The sequence below is a fragment of the Azospirillum rugosum genome (genome assembly GCF_017876155.1).
Classification (GTDB): Bacteria; Pseudomonadota; Alphaproteobacteria; order Azospirillales; family Azospirillaceae; genus Azospirillum; species Azospirillum rugosum.
Genome location: NZ_JAGINP010000047.1, coordinates 1 through 15868, shown reverse-complemented (window position 1 = coordinate 15868; position 15868 = coordinate 1). Strand labels below are relative to the sequence as shown.

Sequence of the window (15868 nt, the reverse complement as noted above, 5' to 3'; positions counted from 1 at the left end):
TCGCCCCGATCGCCATGGACGAGGGCCTGCGCTTCGCCATCCGCGAGGGTGGTCGTACGGTCGGCGCCGGCGTCGTCGCCTCGATCATCAAGTAATGGTCTGAGCCAAGCCTCCGCCGCCGCTCCCTCGGGATTGGCGGCGGGGGTTTTTGGCTGAAAGGTTGCCCGCTGGCGGTCGTCTGAAAATCGGTCGAAAGGCCGGTGAAAAGACTGGCAGGCCACGCGGCGATGCGCTATAAGCTCCGCTCCTCCAAGGGGGGTAGAGCCGGACGGCGTTAGGAGTGTAGCTCAATTGGTAGAGCACCGGTCTCCAAAACCGGGGGCTGGGGGTTCGAGCCCCTCCACTCCTGCCACCCGTCTCCAACAAGAAGTGGGCGACTAGCTGCGCCCTGACGACGCACCGGAGCTCGCACGGTCTACGATGGCTAAAGTGAATCCCGCAGAATTCGCGCGCGAGGTCCGCCGCGAGGTGGCCAAGGTGACTTGGCCGACCCGCAAGGAGACCGGCGTGACCACCGCCATGGTCTTCGTCATGGTGGTTGTGGCGGCACTCTTCTTCCTCGTCGTGGACCAGGTTCTGGCGTTCTCCGTCCGAACGATTCTTGGGCTGGGAGCCTGACCGACATGGCCGCGCGCTGGTACGTCGTACACGTTTATTCGGGCTTCGAAAAGAAGGTCTCCCAGTCCATCCGCGAGAAGGCGGCCCAGAAGGGGCTGGAGGACAAGTTCGAGGAAATCCTGGTCCCGACCGAGGAAGTGGTCGAAGTGCGCCGGGGTTCCAAGATCAACACCGAACGGAAGTTCTTCCCCGGCTACGTCCTGATCAAGATGGATCTGACGGACGAGTCGTGGCATCTCGTGAAGAACACGCCGAAGGTCACCGGCTTCCTGGGCGGCGGCGGCAAGCCTCAGCCGATCAGCCAGCGCGAGGCCGAGCGGATCATCCATCAGGTGCAGGAAGGCTTTGAGCGCCCCAAGCCCTCGATCACCTTCGAGGTGGGCGAGCAGGTGCGTGTGAGCGACGGCCCCTTCACCTCCTTCAACGGCGTCGTCGAGGAAGTCGACGAAGAAAAGGCCCGCCTCAAGGTGGCGGTGTCGATCTTCGGCCGCTCCACGCCGGTCGAGCTGGAGTACACTCAGGTCGAGAAGGTCTGAGCACAATCGTTTTCCCGAAGCACGTGATGATGAATCACGTGCTTCTTTCTGCTGCGGAAGGCCCGCCATAGCCGCACCGCAAAACCCCGCGACGCCGATCAGGCTATCGTGGCGTCGTATCTGGAGGTTGTGACATGGCAAAGAAAATCGTCGGCTACATCAAGCTGCAGGTCCCGGCCGGCAAGGCGAACCCGTCGCCGCCCATCGGCCCGGCGCTCGGTCAGCGCGGCCTGAACATCATGGAGTTCTGCAAGGCGTTCAACGCCAAGACCGCGGACCTCGAGGTCGGCATGCCGATCCCGGTGGTCATCACGGCCTACGGCGACCGCACCTTCACCTTCGTGACCAAGACCCCGCCGGTCAGCTACTTCCTGAAGAAGGCCGCCAGCCTCGACAAGGGCTCGCAGACCCCGGGCAAGGGCGGTTTCGTCGGCAAGGTGACGATGGACCAGGTGCGCGACATCGCCACCAAGAAGATGAAAGACCTGAACGCCCACGACGTCGAGGCGGCCGCGAAGATGATCGCCGGCTCCGCCCGCTCCATGGGCCTCGAAGTGGTGGAGGGCTGACCCCATGGCCAAGCTCGGAAAGCGCCTGACCGACAGCATCAAGAAGGTCGACCGCGACGCGTTCTACAAGCTCGAGGACGCCGTCACCCTCCTGAAGGGCCTGCCCAAGGCGAAGTTCGATGAGACCATCGAGATCGCCATGAACCTGGGCATCGACCCGCGTCACGCCGACCAGATGGTCCGCGGCGTCGTCAACCTGCCGAACGGCACGGGCAAGACCGTCCGCGTCGCCGTGTTCGTCCGTCCGGGCCCGAAGGCCGACGAGGCTCTGGCCGCCGGCGCCGACATCGTCGGTGGCGACGACCTGGCCGAGAAGATCCTGGCCGGCAACATCGACTTCGACCGCTGCATCGCGTCCCCGGACATGATGGGCGTCGTCGGCAAGCTCGGTAAGGTCCTCGGCCCGCGCGGCCTGATGCCGAACCCGAAGCTCGGCACCGTGACCCCGGACGTCGCCGGCGCCGTCAAGGCCGCCAAGGCCGGCGCCGTGGAGTTCCGCGCCGAGAAGACCGGCATCGTGCATGCCGGCGTCGGCAAGGCCAGCTTCTCGGAAGAGGCCCTGGTGCAGAACATCCGCGCCTTCGTGGACGCGATCGGCCGCGCCAAGCCGACCGGTGCCAAGGGTCAGTACATCGAGAAGGTCTCGCTGTCCTCGACCATGGGCCCGGGCCTGAAGCTCGACCTCGCCACTCTGGCCGCCCAGGCCTGAGTTGCCGTGAGTTTCGCCGCCGGGGCTCTCGGGCCCTGGCGGTGATCGGGTGTCCCCCTCGCGGGGCGCCCACCCTGTCCAAGACCGCTGGTGCCGACGCCGCCTATCAAGCGTCGGCTTAATCCCGCCAGAGCAGACAGGAGTTGAACCGTTAACCAAGCGGCCTTGCCGCCAAGGAACGGCTCGAACTTCTGGGACAGGTTCGCCGGAGCTCTGACCCGCAAGGGGAGGGGCTTCAGTTAAACCTCTGTGCAAGGAGGCGATCCGTGGATCGTACACAAAAAGAAGCGACGATCGCGGACCTGCAAACCAAGCTGCAGGACACGGGCCTGGTGGTGGTTACCCGCCATCTCGGCCTGACGGTGGCGGAAGTCACCGACCTGCGCGGCAAGGTGCGGGCCGCGGGCGCTGGCTTCAAGGTGACGAAGAACCGGCTCGCCCGCCGCGCCCTTGTGGGCACGCAGTTCGAAGGTCTGGACGGTCTCTTCAAGGGGCCGACCGCGATTGCTTACTCGAAGGACCCCGTCGCGGCCGCCAAGGTGGTGGCCGACTACGCCAAGTCCAACGACAAGCTCCAGATCATCGGCGCTGCCCTTGGCAACCAGGTTCTCGACGCGGAGGGAGTCAAGGCTCTCGCCACGCTCCCGTCGCTGGACGAACTGCGCGCCAAGCTCGTGGGCATGATCCAGACCCCGGCGACTCGCATCGCCGGTGTTCTCCAGGCGCCGGGCGGCCAGGTCGCCCGCGTTCTGGCGGCCTACGCGAAGAAGGACGAGGCGGCCTGAGCCGCTCAAGCCTAACAGTCTACCAAACCCAGAAATTCGAGTTGTTGGAGTATCAAAATGGCTGATCTGCAGAAGCTGGTCGACGATCTCTCGGCCCTGACCGTCATCGAGGCCGCTGAGCTCTCGAAGCTGCTGGAAGAGAAGTGGGGCGTCTCCGCCGCCGCTCCGGTGGCCGTTGCCGCCGCCGCCGGCCCGGCCGCCGCCGCTGCCCCGGTCGAAGAGCAGACCGAGTTCACCGTGATCCTCGCCGACGCCGGCGACAAGAAGATCAACGTGATCAAGGAAGTCCGCGCCATCACCGGCCTGGGCCTGAAGGAGGCCAAGGACCTGGTCGAGGGCGCCCCGAAGAACGTCAAGGAAGGCGTTTCGAAGGACGAGGCCGCCAAGATCAAGAAGCAGCTTGAAGAGGCCGGCGCGAAGGTCGATATTAAGTAAGACCGTCTTGTTGCGACGGATAAGACATATCCACGCCGGACGGCGGCCGGTCCCAGATGGGGCCTGCCGCCGCACGGCGTTTTCTGCCTTCCACCGGACCGGGCTTCCCGGTCCGGCTCTTTCCGTCCCTATCTAGGGGCGGTTCGCACGATCACCGCCGGACCCCGGTGCCGCTTAGTTTCAGTCGAGCCTATCCAGGTCGCGCGTATCCAGGTCGAGCGTACTTCACGATACAGACGTTTGGGGACATCCATGGCCAAATCCTTTACGGGTCGAAAGCGTGTTCGGAAGAGCTTCGGGCGCATCCCGGAAGTCACCCAGATGCCCAACCTCATCGAGGTGCAGCGCAGCTCCTACGACCACTTCCTGCAGATGGATGTGGCGCCGGAGAAGCGCGCCAACCTGGGCCTGCAGGAGGTCTTCCGGTCGGTCTTCCCGATCAAGGATTTCTCCGACCGCGCCGTCCTCGATTTCGTGAAGTACGAGCTTGAGCCGCCGAAGTACGACGTGGAGGAGTGCCAGCAGCGCGGCATGACCTTCGCGGCGCCGCTGAAGGTGACGCTCCGCCTCTCCGTCTTCGACGTGGAAGAGGACACCGGCCTGCGCTCCATCCGCGACATCAAGGAGCAGGACGTCTACATGGGCGACATGCCCCTGATGACGGCCAACGGCACCTTCATCATCAACGGCACCGAGCGCGTCATCGTCTCCCAGATGCACCGGTCGCCGGGCGTCTTCTTCGACCACGACAAGGGCAAGACCCACTCGTCGGGCAAGTACCTCTTCGCCGCCCGCGTCATCCCGTACCGCGGCTCCTGGCTCGACTTCGAGTTCGACGCCAAGGATCTCGTCTACGTGCGCATCGACCGCCGCCGCAAGCTGCCGGCCACCACGCTGCTGTTCGCGCTCGACGGCGCGGACACCGAGGCGCTGCGCGCCGAGCGCAAGGCGTCGAAGAAGGACCTGCTGCCCTACGAGGCGCAGGGCATGTCGAAGGAGGAGATCCTCAACTTCTTCTACGACACGATCACCTATTCGCGCGCGTCCGGCGGATGGAAGACCCCCTTCAACGCCGACCGCATGAAGGGCGTGAAGATCGCCTCCGACCTCGTGGACGCCGCCTCCGGCCAGGTCGTCGCCGAGGCCGGCACCAAGATGACGCCGCGCCTGATCAAGAAGCTGGTCGAGGGTGGCCTCGCCGAGCAGCTCGTCTCGACCGAGGAGCTGACCGGGCGCTATCTCGCCGTCGACATCATCAACGAGCGGACGGGCGAAGTCCTGTTCGAAGCCGGTGACGAATTGTCGGCCAGCGACCTGGACAAGCTGGAGAAGGCCGGCGTCGACGAGCTGCCGGTGCTGGCGATCGACCACCTCAACGTCGGCGCCTACATTCGCAACACGATGGCCGCCGACCGCAACGCGTCCCGCGAGGACGCGCTGATCGACATCTACCGCGTCATGCGCCCGGGCGAGCCGCCGACCCTGGAGTCCGCCGAGGCGCTGTTCGCCGGCCTGTTCTTCGACAGCGAGCGCTACGACCTGTCGGCCGTGGGCCGCGTGAAGATGAACGCGCGCCTGAACTTCAAGACGGACGACTCCGTGCGCGTGCTGCGCAAGGAGGACATCCTGTCGATCCTGAAGGTCCTGGTGAACCTGAAGGACGGCCGCGGCGAGATCGACGACATCGACCACCTCGGCAACCGCCGCGTCCGCTCGGTCGGCGAGCTGATGGAGAACCAGTACCGCGTCGGCCTGCTGCGCATGGAGCGCGCGATCCGCGAGCGCATGTCGTCGGTCGAGATCGACACGGTCATGCCGCACGACCTGATCAACGCCAAGCCGGCGGCGGCCGCGGTCCGCGAGTTCTTCGGCTCCTCGCAGCTGTCGCAGTTCATGGACCAGACCAACCCGCTGTCCGAGATCACGCACAAGCGTCGTCTCTCGGCCCTCGGCCCGGGCGGTCTGACCCGCGAGCGCGCCGGCTTCGAGGTGCGCGACGTGCACCCGACGCACTACGGCCGCATCTGCCCGATTGAGACGCCCGAAGGCCCGAACATCGGCCTGATCAACTCGCTGGCGACCTACGCCCGCGTCAACCAGTACGGCTTCATCGAGAGCCCGTACCGCAAGGTTGCCGACGGCCGCGTCACCGACGAGGTGGTCTACCTCTCCGCCATGGAGGAGGGCCGCTACGTCGTCGCGCAGGCCAACGCCGAGTTGGACGCTGACAACCGCTTCGCCGCCGACCTCGTGTCGTGCCGGCAGGGCGGCGAGTACCTGATGTTCCGGCCCGAGGCGATCGACCTGATCGACGTGTCGCCGAAGCAGCTGGTGTCCGTCGCCGCGGCGCTGATCCCGTTCCTGGAGAACGACGACGCCAACCGCGCGCTGATGGGTTCGAACATGCAGCGCCAGGCGGTGCCGCTGGTCAAGGCCGACGCGCCGCTGGTCGGCACGGGCATGGAGGCCACGGTCGCCCGCGACAGCGGCGTGACCATCGTCGCCAAGCGCAAGGGCATCGTCGACCAGATCGACGCCACCCGCATCGTGGTGCGCGCCACCGACGCGTCCGACAGCACGGCGCCGGGCGTCGACATCTACAACCTGCTGAAGTTCCAGCGCTCCAACCAGAACACCTGCATCACCCAGCGTCCGCTGGTGAAGGTGGGCGACCGCGTGGCGGCTGGCGACATCATCGCCGACGGCCCCTCGACGGAGCTGGGCGAGCTGGCGCTCGGCCGTAACGTGCTCGTCGCGTTCATGCCGTGGAACGGCTACAACTTCGAGGACTCGATCCTCATCAACGAGCGTATCGTCAAGGACGACGTCTTCACCTCGATCCACATCGAGGAGTTCGAGGTCATGGCCCGCGACACCAAGCTGGGCCAGGAGGAAATCACCCGCGACATCCCCAACGTCGGTGAGGAAGCCCTCAAGAACCTCGACGAGGCCGGCATCGTCTACATCGGCGCCGAGGTCCGCCCGGGCGACATCCTGGTCGGCAAGGTGACGCCGAAGGGCGAGAGCCCGATGACGCCGGAAGAGAAGCTGCTGCGCGCCATCTTCGGCGAGAAGGCGTCCGACGTCCGCGACACCTCGCTGCGCCTGCCGCCGGGCGTGGCCGGCACCGTCGTCGAGGTCCGCGTCTTCAGCCGTCGCGGCGTCGACAAGGACGAGCGCGCGCTCGCCATCGAGCGGGCCGAGATCGAGAAGCTGGCCAAGGACCGCGACGACGAGCGCGCGATCCTGGAGCGCAGCTTCTACACCCGCCTGAAGGAGGTGATCCTCGGCCAGACCGCCCAGTCCGGCCCGAAGGGCATGAAGGCCGGCACGGTTATCACCGACGCCGAACTGGCCAACTTGACGAAGGGCCAGTGGCGCCAGATCTCCATTGGCGACGAGCAGGTGATGGAGACGGTGGAGAACCTGGGCAAGGTCTTCGACGACTCCATCCAGGCCCTGCAGAACCGCTTCGAGAACAAGGTCGAGAAGCTGCAGCGCGGCGACGAGCTGCCGCCGGGCGTGATGAAGATGGTCAAGGTCTTCGTCGCGGTGAAGCGCAAGCTGCAGCCGGGCGACAAGATGGCCGGCCGCCACGGCAACAAGGGTGTGGTGTCGCGCATCCTGCCGCAGGAGGACATGCCGTACCTGGAGGACGGCCAGCCGGTCGACCTCGTGCTGAACCCGCTGGGCGTGCCGTCGCGCATGAACATCGGCCAGATCCTGGAGACGCACCTGGGCTGGGCGTCGGCGGGGCTGGGCAAGCAGATCGGCCGCGCCATCGACCAGTACCGCCTTGCGACCAAGGGCAAGGGCGACCCGGCCCAGGGCATCGAGAAGCTGCGCATCACGCTGAAGGACAGCTACGGCGAGAAGATCTACAACGAGCAGATCGCCGACATGTCGGAGCCGGAGTTGCTGGAGCTGGGCGGCAACCTGCGCAAGGGCGTGCCCTTCGCGACGCCGGTCTTCGACGGCGCCCGCGAGGACGACATCTGCCGCCACCTGGAGATGGCCGGTCTCGACCGGTCGGGCCAGGTGACGCTGATCGACGGCCGCACCGGCGAGACCTTCGACCGCAAGGTCACCGTCGGCTACATCTACATGCTGAAGCTGCACCACCTCGTGGACGACAAGATCCACGCGCGGTCGATCGGTCCGTACTCGCTGGTCACCCAGCAGCCGCTCGGCGGCAAGGCCCAGTTCGGCGGCCAGCGCTTCGGTGAGATGGAGGTGTGGGCCCTGGAGGCGTACGGCGCCGCCTACACGCTGCAGGAAATGCTCACGGTCAAGTCGGACGACGTGTCCGGCCGCACCAAGGTCTACGAAGCGATCGTCCGCGGCGACGACAACTTCGAGGCGGGCATTCCGGAGTCGTTCAACGTTCTGGTCAAGGAGCTGCGCTCCCTGGGCCTGAACGTCGAGCTGAACCAGCGGTCGTACTGAGCCCCAAAGACTTGAACTCGCCGGAACGGGAGCCATGTAGGCCCCTTCCGGCGAGAACTGCCCTTAACCGACAACGCGGCGCTGCCAGCGGGAGACGGTCATGAACGAGTTGATGAACATTTTCGGCCAGGTCCAGGGTCCCCAGAGCTTCGATCAGATCCGCATCCAGATCGCGAGCCCCGAGCGGATCCGGTCCTGGTCGTTCGGCGAGATCAAGAAGCCGGAAACCATCAACTATCGCACTTTCAAGCCTGAGCGCGACGGCCTGTTCTGCGCCCGCATCTTCGGACCGATCAAGGACTACGAGTGCTTGTGCGGCAAGTACAAGCGCATGAAGTACCGCGGCATCATCTGCGAGAAGTGCGGCGTCGAGGTGACGCTGTCCAAGGTCCGGCGCGAGCGCATGGGCCACATCGAGCTGGCCTCGCCGGTCGCTCACATCTGGTTCCTGAAGTCCCTGCCGAGCCGCATCGGCCTGCTGCTCGACATGACGCTCAAGGATCTGGAGCGCATCCTCTATTTCGAAAACTACGTCGTCATCGAGCCCGGCCTGACCCCGCTGAAGCTGCACCAGCTGCTCAGCGAGGAGGAGTTCGTCGCGGCCCAGGACGAATACGGCGAGGATGCCTTCACCGCCTCCATCGGTGCCGAAGCGCTGCGCATCATGCTGTCGGCGCTCGACATGGAGGAGGAGAAGAAGACCTGCCGCGAGGAGCTGCGCGACACCTCGTCCGAGGCCAAGCGCAAGAAGCTCGTGAAGCGCCTGAAGCTGATCGACGCCTTCCTGTCGTCGCAGTCGCGTCCGGAGTGGATGATCCTGGAAGTGATTCCGGTGATCCCGCCGGAACTGCGCCCGCTCGTCCCGCTGGACGGCGGCCGCTTCGCGACGTCCGACCTGAATGACCTGTACCGCCGCGTCATCAACCGCAACAACCGTCTGAAGCGGCTGATCGAGCTGAAGGCGCCGGACATCATCGTGCGCAACGAGAAGCGCATGCTGCAGGAGGCCGTCGACGCCCTGTTCGACAACGGCCGCCGCGGCCGCGTCATCACCGGCGCCAACAAGCGTCCGCTGAAGTCGCTGTCCGACATGCTCAAGGGCAAGCAGGGCCGCTTCCGCCAGAACCTGCTCGGCAAGCGCGTCGACTACTCCGGCCGTTCGGTCATCGTGGTCGGCCCGGAGCTGAAGCTGCACCAGTGCGGCCTGCCAAAGAAGATGGCGCTGGAGCTGTTCAAGCCCTTCATCTACGCGAAGCTGGAGCTGTACGGCCTCGCCTCGACCATCAAGGCCGCCAAGCGCATGGTCGAGAAGGAGCGTCCCGAGGTGTGGGACATCCTTGAGGAGGTCATCCGCGAGCATCCGGTGATGCTGAACCGCGCGCCGACGCTGCACCGCCTGGGCATCCAGGCCTTCGAGCCGACACTGATCGAAGGCAAGGCGATCCAGCTGCACCCGCTGGTCTGCACCGCCTTCAACGCGGACTTCGACGGCGACCAGATGGCCGTGCACGTCCCGCTGAGCCTTGAGGCCCAGCTGGAAGCGCGCGTGCTGATGATGTCGACCAACAACATCCTGTCGCCCGCCAACGGCAAGCCGATCATCGTGCCGTCCCAGGACATCGTTCTGGGTCTCTACTACATCACGATGGAGCGGCCGGGCGAGAAAGGCGAGGGCATGACCTTCGCCAACGTCGGCGAGATCGAGCAGGCGCTGGACGCCAAGGTCGTGACGCTGCACGCCAAGGTGAAGGCCCGCTACAACGGCGTCGACAGCGAGGGCACCCCGGTCACCACGATCGTGGAGACGACCCCGGGCCGCATGCTGCTGTCGGAGATCCTGCCGCGCCACCCGGCCGTGCCCTTCGCGCTGATCAACCGCCTGCTGACCAAGAAGGACGTCGGCAACGTCATCGACGCCGTCTACCGCCATTGCGGTCAGAAGGAGACGGTGATCTTCGCCGACCGGCTGATGAAGCTGGGCTTCGGCCACGCTTGCCGCGCCGGCATCTCCTTCGGCAAGGATGACATGGTCATCCCCGAGGCGAAGAAGAAGCTGGTCAACGACAGCAAGGAGCGCGTCAAGGAGTTCGAGCAGCAGTACCTCGACGGCCTGATCACCCAGGGCGAGAAGTACAACAAGGTCGTCGACGTGTGGTCGGAGTGCACCGAGAAGGTGGCCGCCGAGATGATGAAGGTCATCTCCGACACCGCCCCGGGCAAGCCGGTCAACTCGGTGTACATGATGGCCCACTCCGGTGCGCGTGGCTCCGCCGCCCAGATCCGCCAGCTGGCGGGCATGCGCGGCCTGATGGCCAAGCCCTCGGGCGAGATCATCGAAACGCCGATCATCTCGAACTTCAAGGAAGGCCTGACCGTGCTGGAGTACTTCAACTCCACCCACGGCGCCCGCAAGGGTCTGGCCGACACCGCCTTGAAGACGGCGAACTCCGGTTACCTGACCCGTCGTCTCGTCGACGTGGCGCAGGACGCCATCATCGTCGAGACCGACTGCGGCACCGACAAGGGCATCACGGTCAAGGCGGTCATCGACGGCGGCGAGGTCATCTCCCCGCTGGGCGACCGCATCCTCGGCCGCACGGCGGTGGGCGACCTGATCGACCCGCTGAACGGCGAGCTGATCGTGCCGGATGCCGGCCTGATCGACGAGGCGACGGTCGACCGCATCGAGCGGTCGGGCATCGACAGCGTCAAGATCCGCTCGGTCCTGACCTGCGAGACCAAGGACGGCGTCTGCGCCAAGTGCTACGGCCGTGACCTGGCCCGCGGCACGCTGGTGAACGTCGGCGAGGCGGTCGGCGTCATCGCCGCCCAATCGATCGGCGAGCCGGGCACGCAGCTGACCATGCGCACGTTCCACATCGGTGGCGCGGCGCAGCGCGGTGCGGAGCAGAGCCAGGTGGAGGCGGCGTTCGACGCCACGGTGCGGATCAACAACCGCAACGTCGTCATCAACTCCTCCAGCATTCCGGTCGTGATGGGCCGCAACACCGAAGTGATCCTGCTCGACGAGCAGGGCCGCGAGCGGGCGCGCCACCGCGTGCCCTACGGTGCCAAGCTGCTGGCCGACGAGGGCGCAAAGGTCACGCGCGGCCAGAAGCTGGCCGAGTGGGACCCCTACACCCTGCCGATCATCACCGAGCGCGAGGGTACCGCCCACTACGTCGACCTCGTGGAAGGCATCTCCATGCGCGAGGTGATGGACGAGGCGACCGGTATCTCGTCCAAGGTGGTCGTCGACTGGCGCCAGCAGCCGCGCGGTGCGGACCTGAAGCCGCGCATCACGCTGCGCGACGAGCGCGGCGAGGTGATCACGCTCGCCAACGGCCTGGAAGCCCGCTACTTCATGTCGGTGGACGCCATCCTCTCCGTGGAGAACGGCGCCCATGTGCGGGCCGGTGACGTGCTGGCCCGTATCCCCCGCGAGTCGTCCAAGACTCGCGACATCACGGGCGGTCTGCCGCGCGTGGCCGAGCTGTTCGAGGCGCGCCGTCCGAAGGACTTCGCGATCATCTCGGACCTCGACGGCCGCGTGGAGTTCGGCAAGGACTACAAGACCAAGCGCCGCATCGTCGTCCGCAACGACGAGACGGGGGACGAGCGCGAGTATCTGATCCCGAAGGGCAAGCACATCTCCGTCCAGGAGGGTGACTATGTCCAGCGCGGCGACCTGCTGATGGACGGCAACCCCGTCCCGCACGACATCCTGTCGGTGATGGGTGTGGAGGCCCTGGCCAACTACCTCATCAACGAGATCCAGGACGTCTATCGACTGCAGGGCGTGAAGATCAACGACAAGCACATCGAGGTGATCGTCCGCCAGATGCTGCAGAAGGTCGAGATCACCGACGCCGGCGAGACCACCTTCCTGGTGGGCGAGCAGGTCGACCGGCAGGAGTTCGACGAGGAGAACGAGAAGACGGTCGGCGAGGGCCTCAAGCCCGCCAGCGGCCACCCGGTCCTGCAGGGCATCACCAAGGCCTCGCTGCAGACCCGGTCCTTCATCTCCGCGGCGTCGTTCCAGGAAACCACCCGCGTCCTCACGGAAGCGGCGGTGTCGGGCAAGACCGACAACCTGGAAGGCCTCAAGGAGAACGTCATCGTCGGCCGCCTGATCCCGGCCGGCACGGGCTCCGTGGTCAACCGCCTGAAGCAGATCGCCGCCGAGCGGGATCGCGAAGCCTCGATCGCCGCCGGTGGCGAGGCCGAGGCTCCGGCTCTGCCGCAGCCGGGCGAGAGCACCGCGGCCTGACGGCTGGTTCCATAGGGTAGGGGAAGGGCGCGTTCCGCAAGGAACGCGCCCTTCGCTTTTCCAGTGGCCTGGCAAGCGGGCGGACTCGCGGCGCGGGTGATGGTGGCACTGAAAACCGTCATTTGCGCGCTTGACGGGGCAGGGGGCTCCCCATATAGTCCGCGAACCTCGAAAGGACCCTCGGAGGGGCGACGCGCTTCTCCATTCGGCGTCCGATCGACATCCAAGCGACATTGCCGAAGGATCCGTCCGACGGCGAGCGACCATCGGGCCCGCTCGAAGCCTTCCGGGCTTCGCAGGCGGGCTTTTGCATCGTCCGGCTCTGCTGGACGGTATTATCGAATCGACCGGCTCCGCCGGCCGAGTGACCTGAAGGGATGAAGGGCAGATATGCCGACGATCAACCAGTTGATCCGTAAGCCGCGTGAGCCCTTGGCCGCGCGCAATAAGGTTCCCGCGATGGAGGCGTGCCCGCAGAAGCGTGGCGTCTGCACCCGCGTCTACACCACGACCCCGAAGAAGCCGAACTCGGCTCTGCGTAAGGTCGCCCGCGTTCGTCTGACGAACGGCTTCGAGGTGACCTCCTACATCCCCGGCGAAGGCCATAACCTCCAGGAACACTCGGTGGTTATGATCCGCGGCGGCCGTGTGAAGGACCTTCCCGGTGTCCGTTACCACATCATCCGCGGCACGCTCGATACCCAGGGCGTGAAGGATCGTAAGCAGCGTCGTTCGAAGTACGGCGCGAAGCGTCCGAAGTAAGGAGTATTCACGATGTCCCGTCGTCGTCGCGCCGAGAAGCGTGAGGTCCTGCCGGACGCCAAGTATGGCGACCGCGTTCTGACCAAGTTCATGAACTGCCTGATGCTGGACGGCAAGAAGTCTGCCGCCGAACGCATCGTCTACGGTGCCCTGACCCGCATCGAGACGAAGATCAAGGGCGAGCCCGTCCAGGTCTTCCACGACGCCCTCGCGAACGTGAAGCCGCACCTGGAAGTGCGCTCCCGCCGCGTCGGTGGCGCCACCTACCAGGTTCCGGTCGAGGTCCGTTCGGACCGCGCCCAGGCCCTGGCCATCCGTTGGCTCATCGGCGCCGCCCGCGCCCGCTCGGAAAACACCATGACCGAGCGCCTGTCGGGTGAGCTGATGGACGCTGCCAACCAGCGTGGCACCGCCGTGAAGAAGCGCGAAGACACCCACCGTATGGCGGAAGCCAACAAGGCCTTCTCGCACTACCGCTGGTAAGGCACCCACCGACCCAGGTGCTTGTCATGCCCCGTTCCCACCCTCTCGACCGCTACCGCAACATCGGCATCATGGCTCACATCGATGCCGGGAAGACCACGACCACCGAGCGGATCCTGTACTACACTGGAAAGTCGTACAAGATCGGCGAGGTGCACGAGGGCACCGCGGTGATGGACTGGATGGAGCAGGAACAGGAACGGGGCATCACGATCACGTCGGCGGCCACGACCTGCTTCTGGCGCGACCACCGCATCAACATCATCGACACACCGGGCCACGTCGACTTCACCATCGAAGTCGAACGGTCCCTGCGCGTGCTCGACGGTGCGGTTGCGGTGTTCGACTCGGTGGCGGGGGTGGAGCCCCAGTCCGAGACCGTGTGGCGGCAGGCCGACAAGTACGGCGTGCCCCGCATGTGTTTCGTGAACAAGATGGACCGCACCGGCGCCAACTTTTTCCGTTGCGTCGAGATGATGAAGGAGCGGCTGGGCGCCACCCCGCTCGTGGTTCAGTTGCCGATCGGGTCCGAGGCCTCATTTGTGGGCGTCGTCGATCTGGTCGAGATGCGCGCGATCGTCTGGAAGGAAGAGACGCTCGGCGCCGAGTTCTACTACACCGACATTCCCGAGGACCTGCGCGCCAAGGCGGCCGAGTACCGGCAGGCGCTCGTCGACACTGCGGTCGAACTCGACGACGCGGCGACGGAGGCGTACCTGGAGTCCGGCGCCGAGCCCTCGGTCGAGACGCTGAAGGCGTGCATCCGCAAGGGCGCCATCGGGCTGAAATTCGTGCCCGTTCTCTGCGGCTCCGCCTTCAAGAACAAGGGCGTGCAGCCGATGCTGGACGCCGTGGTCGACTATCTGCCGGCCCCGGTGGACGTCGGGTCGGTCAAGGGCCACAAGGTCAACAGCAACGAGGCGGACGAGCGCGCGCCGGACGACGCAGCGCCGTTTTCCGCCCTTGCCTTCAAGATCATGAACGACCCCTTCGTCGGGTCGCTGACCTTCGTGCGGGTTTATTCCGGCAGCGTCGAGGCCGGCAGCACGGTGCTGAACCCGGTGAAGGGGGAGCGCGAGCGCATCGGCCGCATGCTGCTGATGCACGCCAACAGCCGCGAAGAGATTACCGACGCCCACGCCGGCGACATCGTCGCCTTCACCGCGTTGAAGAGCACGACGACCGGGGACACGCTGTGCGACCCGGCCAAGCCCATCGTGCTGGAGCGGATGGAGTTCCCGGAACCGGTCATCGAGGTGGCCGTGGAGCCGCGGTCCAAGGCCGACCAGGAGAAGATGGGCATGGCGCTCGCGCGCCTCGCCCAGGAAGACCCGTCCTTCCGGGTGTCCGTCGACCACGAGTCCGGGCAGACGGTCATCAAGGGCATGGGCGAGCTGCACCTCGAGATCATCGTCGACCGCATGAAGCGGGAGTTCAAGGTGGAGGCGAACGTCGGCGCGCCGCAGGTGGCGTACCGCGAGACCATCACCAAGACGGCCGAGGTCGATTACACCCACAAGAAGCAGACCGGCGGCACCGGCCAGTTCGCCCGCGTGAAGCTCGTCTTTTCGCCGTTGCCGGCCGGGGAAGGCTTCGTCTTCCAGAACAAGGTGGTCGGCGGCGCCGTGCCGAAGGAGTATGTGCCGGGTGTCCAGAAGGGGCTGGACTCCGCCATGAACAGCGGCGTCGTCGCCGGCTTCCCGGTGATCGACCTCAAGGCCGAGCTGGTGGACGGCGCGTACCACGACGTCGACTCCTCGGTGCTCGCCTTCGAGATCGCGACGCGCGCCGCCGTCCGCGAGGGCCTGCAAAAGGCCGGCCCCACGCTGCTGGAGCCGATCATGAAGGTTGAGGTGGTGACGCCGGAGGACTACATGGGCGACATCATCGGCGACCTGAACAGCCGCCGCGGACAGGTCACGGCCATGGACCAGCGGGGGAACGCCCGTACGATCACCGGCATGGTTCCGCTGGCCAACATGTTCGGCTATGTGAACACGCTGCGCTCCATGAGCCAGGGGCGGGCGCAGTACACGATGCAGTTCGACCACTACGAGCCGGTGCCGCAGGCCATCGCGGACGACGTCCGCGCCAAGATGGCCTGATACCGCTGGAACGACAAAGAGACGGAGAGCACACACCATGGCGAAGGCAAAGTTCGAGCGGAACAAGCCGCACTGCAACATTGGCACGATCGGCCACGTCGACCACGGCAAGACGTCGCTGACGGCGGCGATCACGAAGGTGCTGGCCGA

The 15868-nt window shown here is 65.9% G+C and carries 13 protein-coding genes and 1 tRNA gene; all 14 read left to right on the top strand.

Going from position 1 to position 15868, the window contains the following annotated elements:
* Positions 1 to 95, top strand: a 95-nt coding sequence (locus tag J2851_RS36480; RefSeq protein ID WP_145708611.1) for an EF-Tu C-terminal domain-related protein, incomplete at its 5' end; no start/stop codon positions are given.
* A gap of 181 nt (positions 96 to 276) precedes the next feature.
* Positions 277 to 352, top strand: a tRNA-Trp gene (locus J2851_RS34970).
* Positions 353 to 420: 68 nt separating this feature from the next.
* The gene (gene secE, locus J2851_RS34965) at positions 421 to 618 is read left to right on the top strand and encodes a preprotein translocase subunit SecE (RefSeq protein ID WP_209773871.1); all 198 of its coding nucleotides are present in this window, start codon (positions 421 to 423) and stop codon (positions 616 to 618) included.
* Between the two features lie 5 nt (positions 619 to 623).
* Positions 624 to 1154: a transcription termination/antitermination protein NusG gene (gene nusG, locus J2851_RS34960; RefSeq protein WP_209773870.1), complete on the top strand. Its 531-nt coding sequence runs from the start codon at positions 624 to 626 to the stop codon at positions 1152 to 1154.
* A gap of 134 nt (positions 1155 to 1288) precedes the next feature.
* Complete coding sequence (gene rplK / locus J2851_RS34955) at positions 1289 to 1723, top strand: 50S ribosomal protein L11 (RefSeq protein WP_209773868.1); 435 nt, start codon at positions 1289 to 1291, stop codon at positions 1721 to 1723.
* 4 nt (positions 1724 to 1727) lie between these two features.
* Positions 1728 to 2432, top strand: a complete 705-nt coding sequence (rplA, locus tag J2851_RS34950) for a 50S ribosomal protein L1 (RefSeq protein WP_209773865.1) — start codon at positions 1728 to 1730, stop codon at positions 2430 to 2432.
* Positions 2433 to 2698: 266 nt separating this feature from the next.
* Complete coding sequence (gene rplJ, locus J2851_RS34945; RefSeq protein WP_209773863.1) at positions 2699 to 3217, top strand: 50S ribosomal protein L10; 519 nt, start codon at positions 2699 to 2701, stop codon at positions 3215 to 3217.
* 57 nt (positions 3218 to 3274) lie between these two features.
* Positions 3275 to 3652 (top strand): 50S ribosomal protein L7/L12, encoded by a 378-nt coding sequence (rplL, locus tag J2851_RS34940; protein WP_209773852.1) that lies wholly within the window; start codon positions 3275 to 3277, stop codon positions 3650 to 3652.
* Between the two features lie 252 nt (positions 3653 to 3904).
* Positions 3905 to 8098, top strand: a complete 4194-nt coding sequence (gene rpoB, locus J2851_RS34935) for a DNA-directed RNA polymerase subunit beta (RefSeq protein ID WP_209773850.1) — start codon at positions 3905 to 3907, stop codon at positions 8096 to 8098.
* A gap of 100 nt (positions 8099 to 8198) precedes the next feature.
* A complete protein-coding gene (gene rpoC, locus J2851_RS34930; RefSeq protein WP_209773847.1) occupies positions 8199 to 12368 on the top strand; it encodes a DNA-directed RNA polymerase subunit beta' in 4170 nt (1389 codons plus the stop codon).
* A 390-nt stretch (positions 12369 to 12758) separates the two neighbouring features.
* Positions 12759 to 13130, top strand: a complete 372-nt coding sequence (gene rpsL / locus J2851_RS34925; protein ID WP_012973201.1) for a 30S ribosomal protein S12 — start codon at positions 12759 to 12761, stop codon at positions 13128 to 13130.
* Positions 13131 to 13142: 12 nt separating this feature from the next.
* Complete coding sequence (rpsG, locus tag J2851_RS34920) at positions 13143 to 13613, top strand: 30S ribosomal protein S7 (protein WP_209773845.1); 471 nt, start codon at positions 13143 to 13145, stop codon at positions 13611 to 13613.
* A gap of 26 nt (positions 13614 to 13639) precedes the next feature.
* Entirely contained in the window at positions 13640 to 15718 is a 2079-nt protein-coding gene (fusA, locus tag J2851_RS34915; protein WP_209773840.1) for an elongation factor G, read from the top strand.
* Between the two features lie 37 nt (positions 15719 to 15755).
* Positions 15756 to 15868 (top strand): GTP-binding protein (locus tag J2851_RS34910; protein ID WP_132295269.1); only part of this gene is annotated, 113 nt, incomplete at its 3' end.

Excerpts from the sequence above, each read along its gene's own strand:
- secE (WP_209773871.1), top strand. The coding sequence starts at position 421 with ATGGCTAAAGTGAATCCCGCAGAATTCGCGCGCGAGGTCCGCCGCGAG.
- nusG (WP_209773870.1), top strand. The coding sequence starts at position 624 with ATGGCCGCGCGCTGGTACGTCGTACACGTTTATTCGGGCTTCGAAAAG.
- rplK (WP_209773868.1), top strand. The coding sequence starts at position 1,289 with ATGGCAAAGAAAATCGTCGGCTACATCAAGCTGCAGGTCCCGGCCGGC.
- rplA (WP_209773865.1), top strand. The coding sequence starts at position 1,728 with ATGGCCAAGCTCGGAAAGCGCCTGACCGACAGCATCAAGAAGGTCGAC.
- rplL (WP_209773852.1), top strand. The coding sequence starts at position 3,275 with ATGGCTGATCTGCAGAAGCTGGTCGACGATCTCTCGGCCCTGACCGTC.
- rpoB (WP_209773850.1), top strand. The coding sequence starts at position 3,905 with ATGGCCAAATCCTTTACGGGTCGAAAGCGTGTTCGGAAGAGCTTCGGG.
- rpoC (WP_209773847.1), top strand. The coding sequence starts at position 8,199 with ATGAACGAGTTGATGAACATTTTCGGCCAGGTCCAGGGTCCCCAGAGC.
- rpsL (WP_012973201.1), top strand. The coding sequence starts at position 12,759 with ATGCCGACGATCAACCAGTTGATCCGTAAGCCGCGTGAGCCCTTGGCC.
- rpsG (WP_209773845.1), top strand. The coding sequence starts at position 13,143 with ATGTCCCGTCGTCGTCGCGCCGAGAAGCGTGAGGTCCTGCCGGACGCC.
- fusA (WP_209773840.1), top strand. The coding sequence starts at position 13,640 with ATGCCCCGTTCCCACCCTCTCGACCGCTACCGCAACATCGGCATCATG.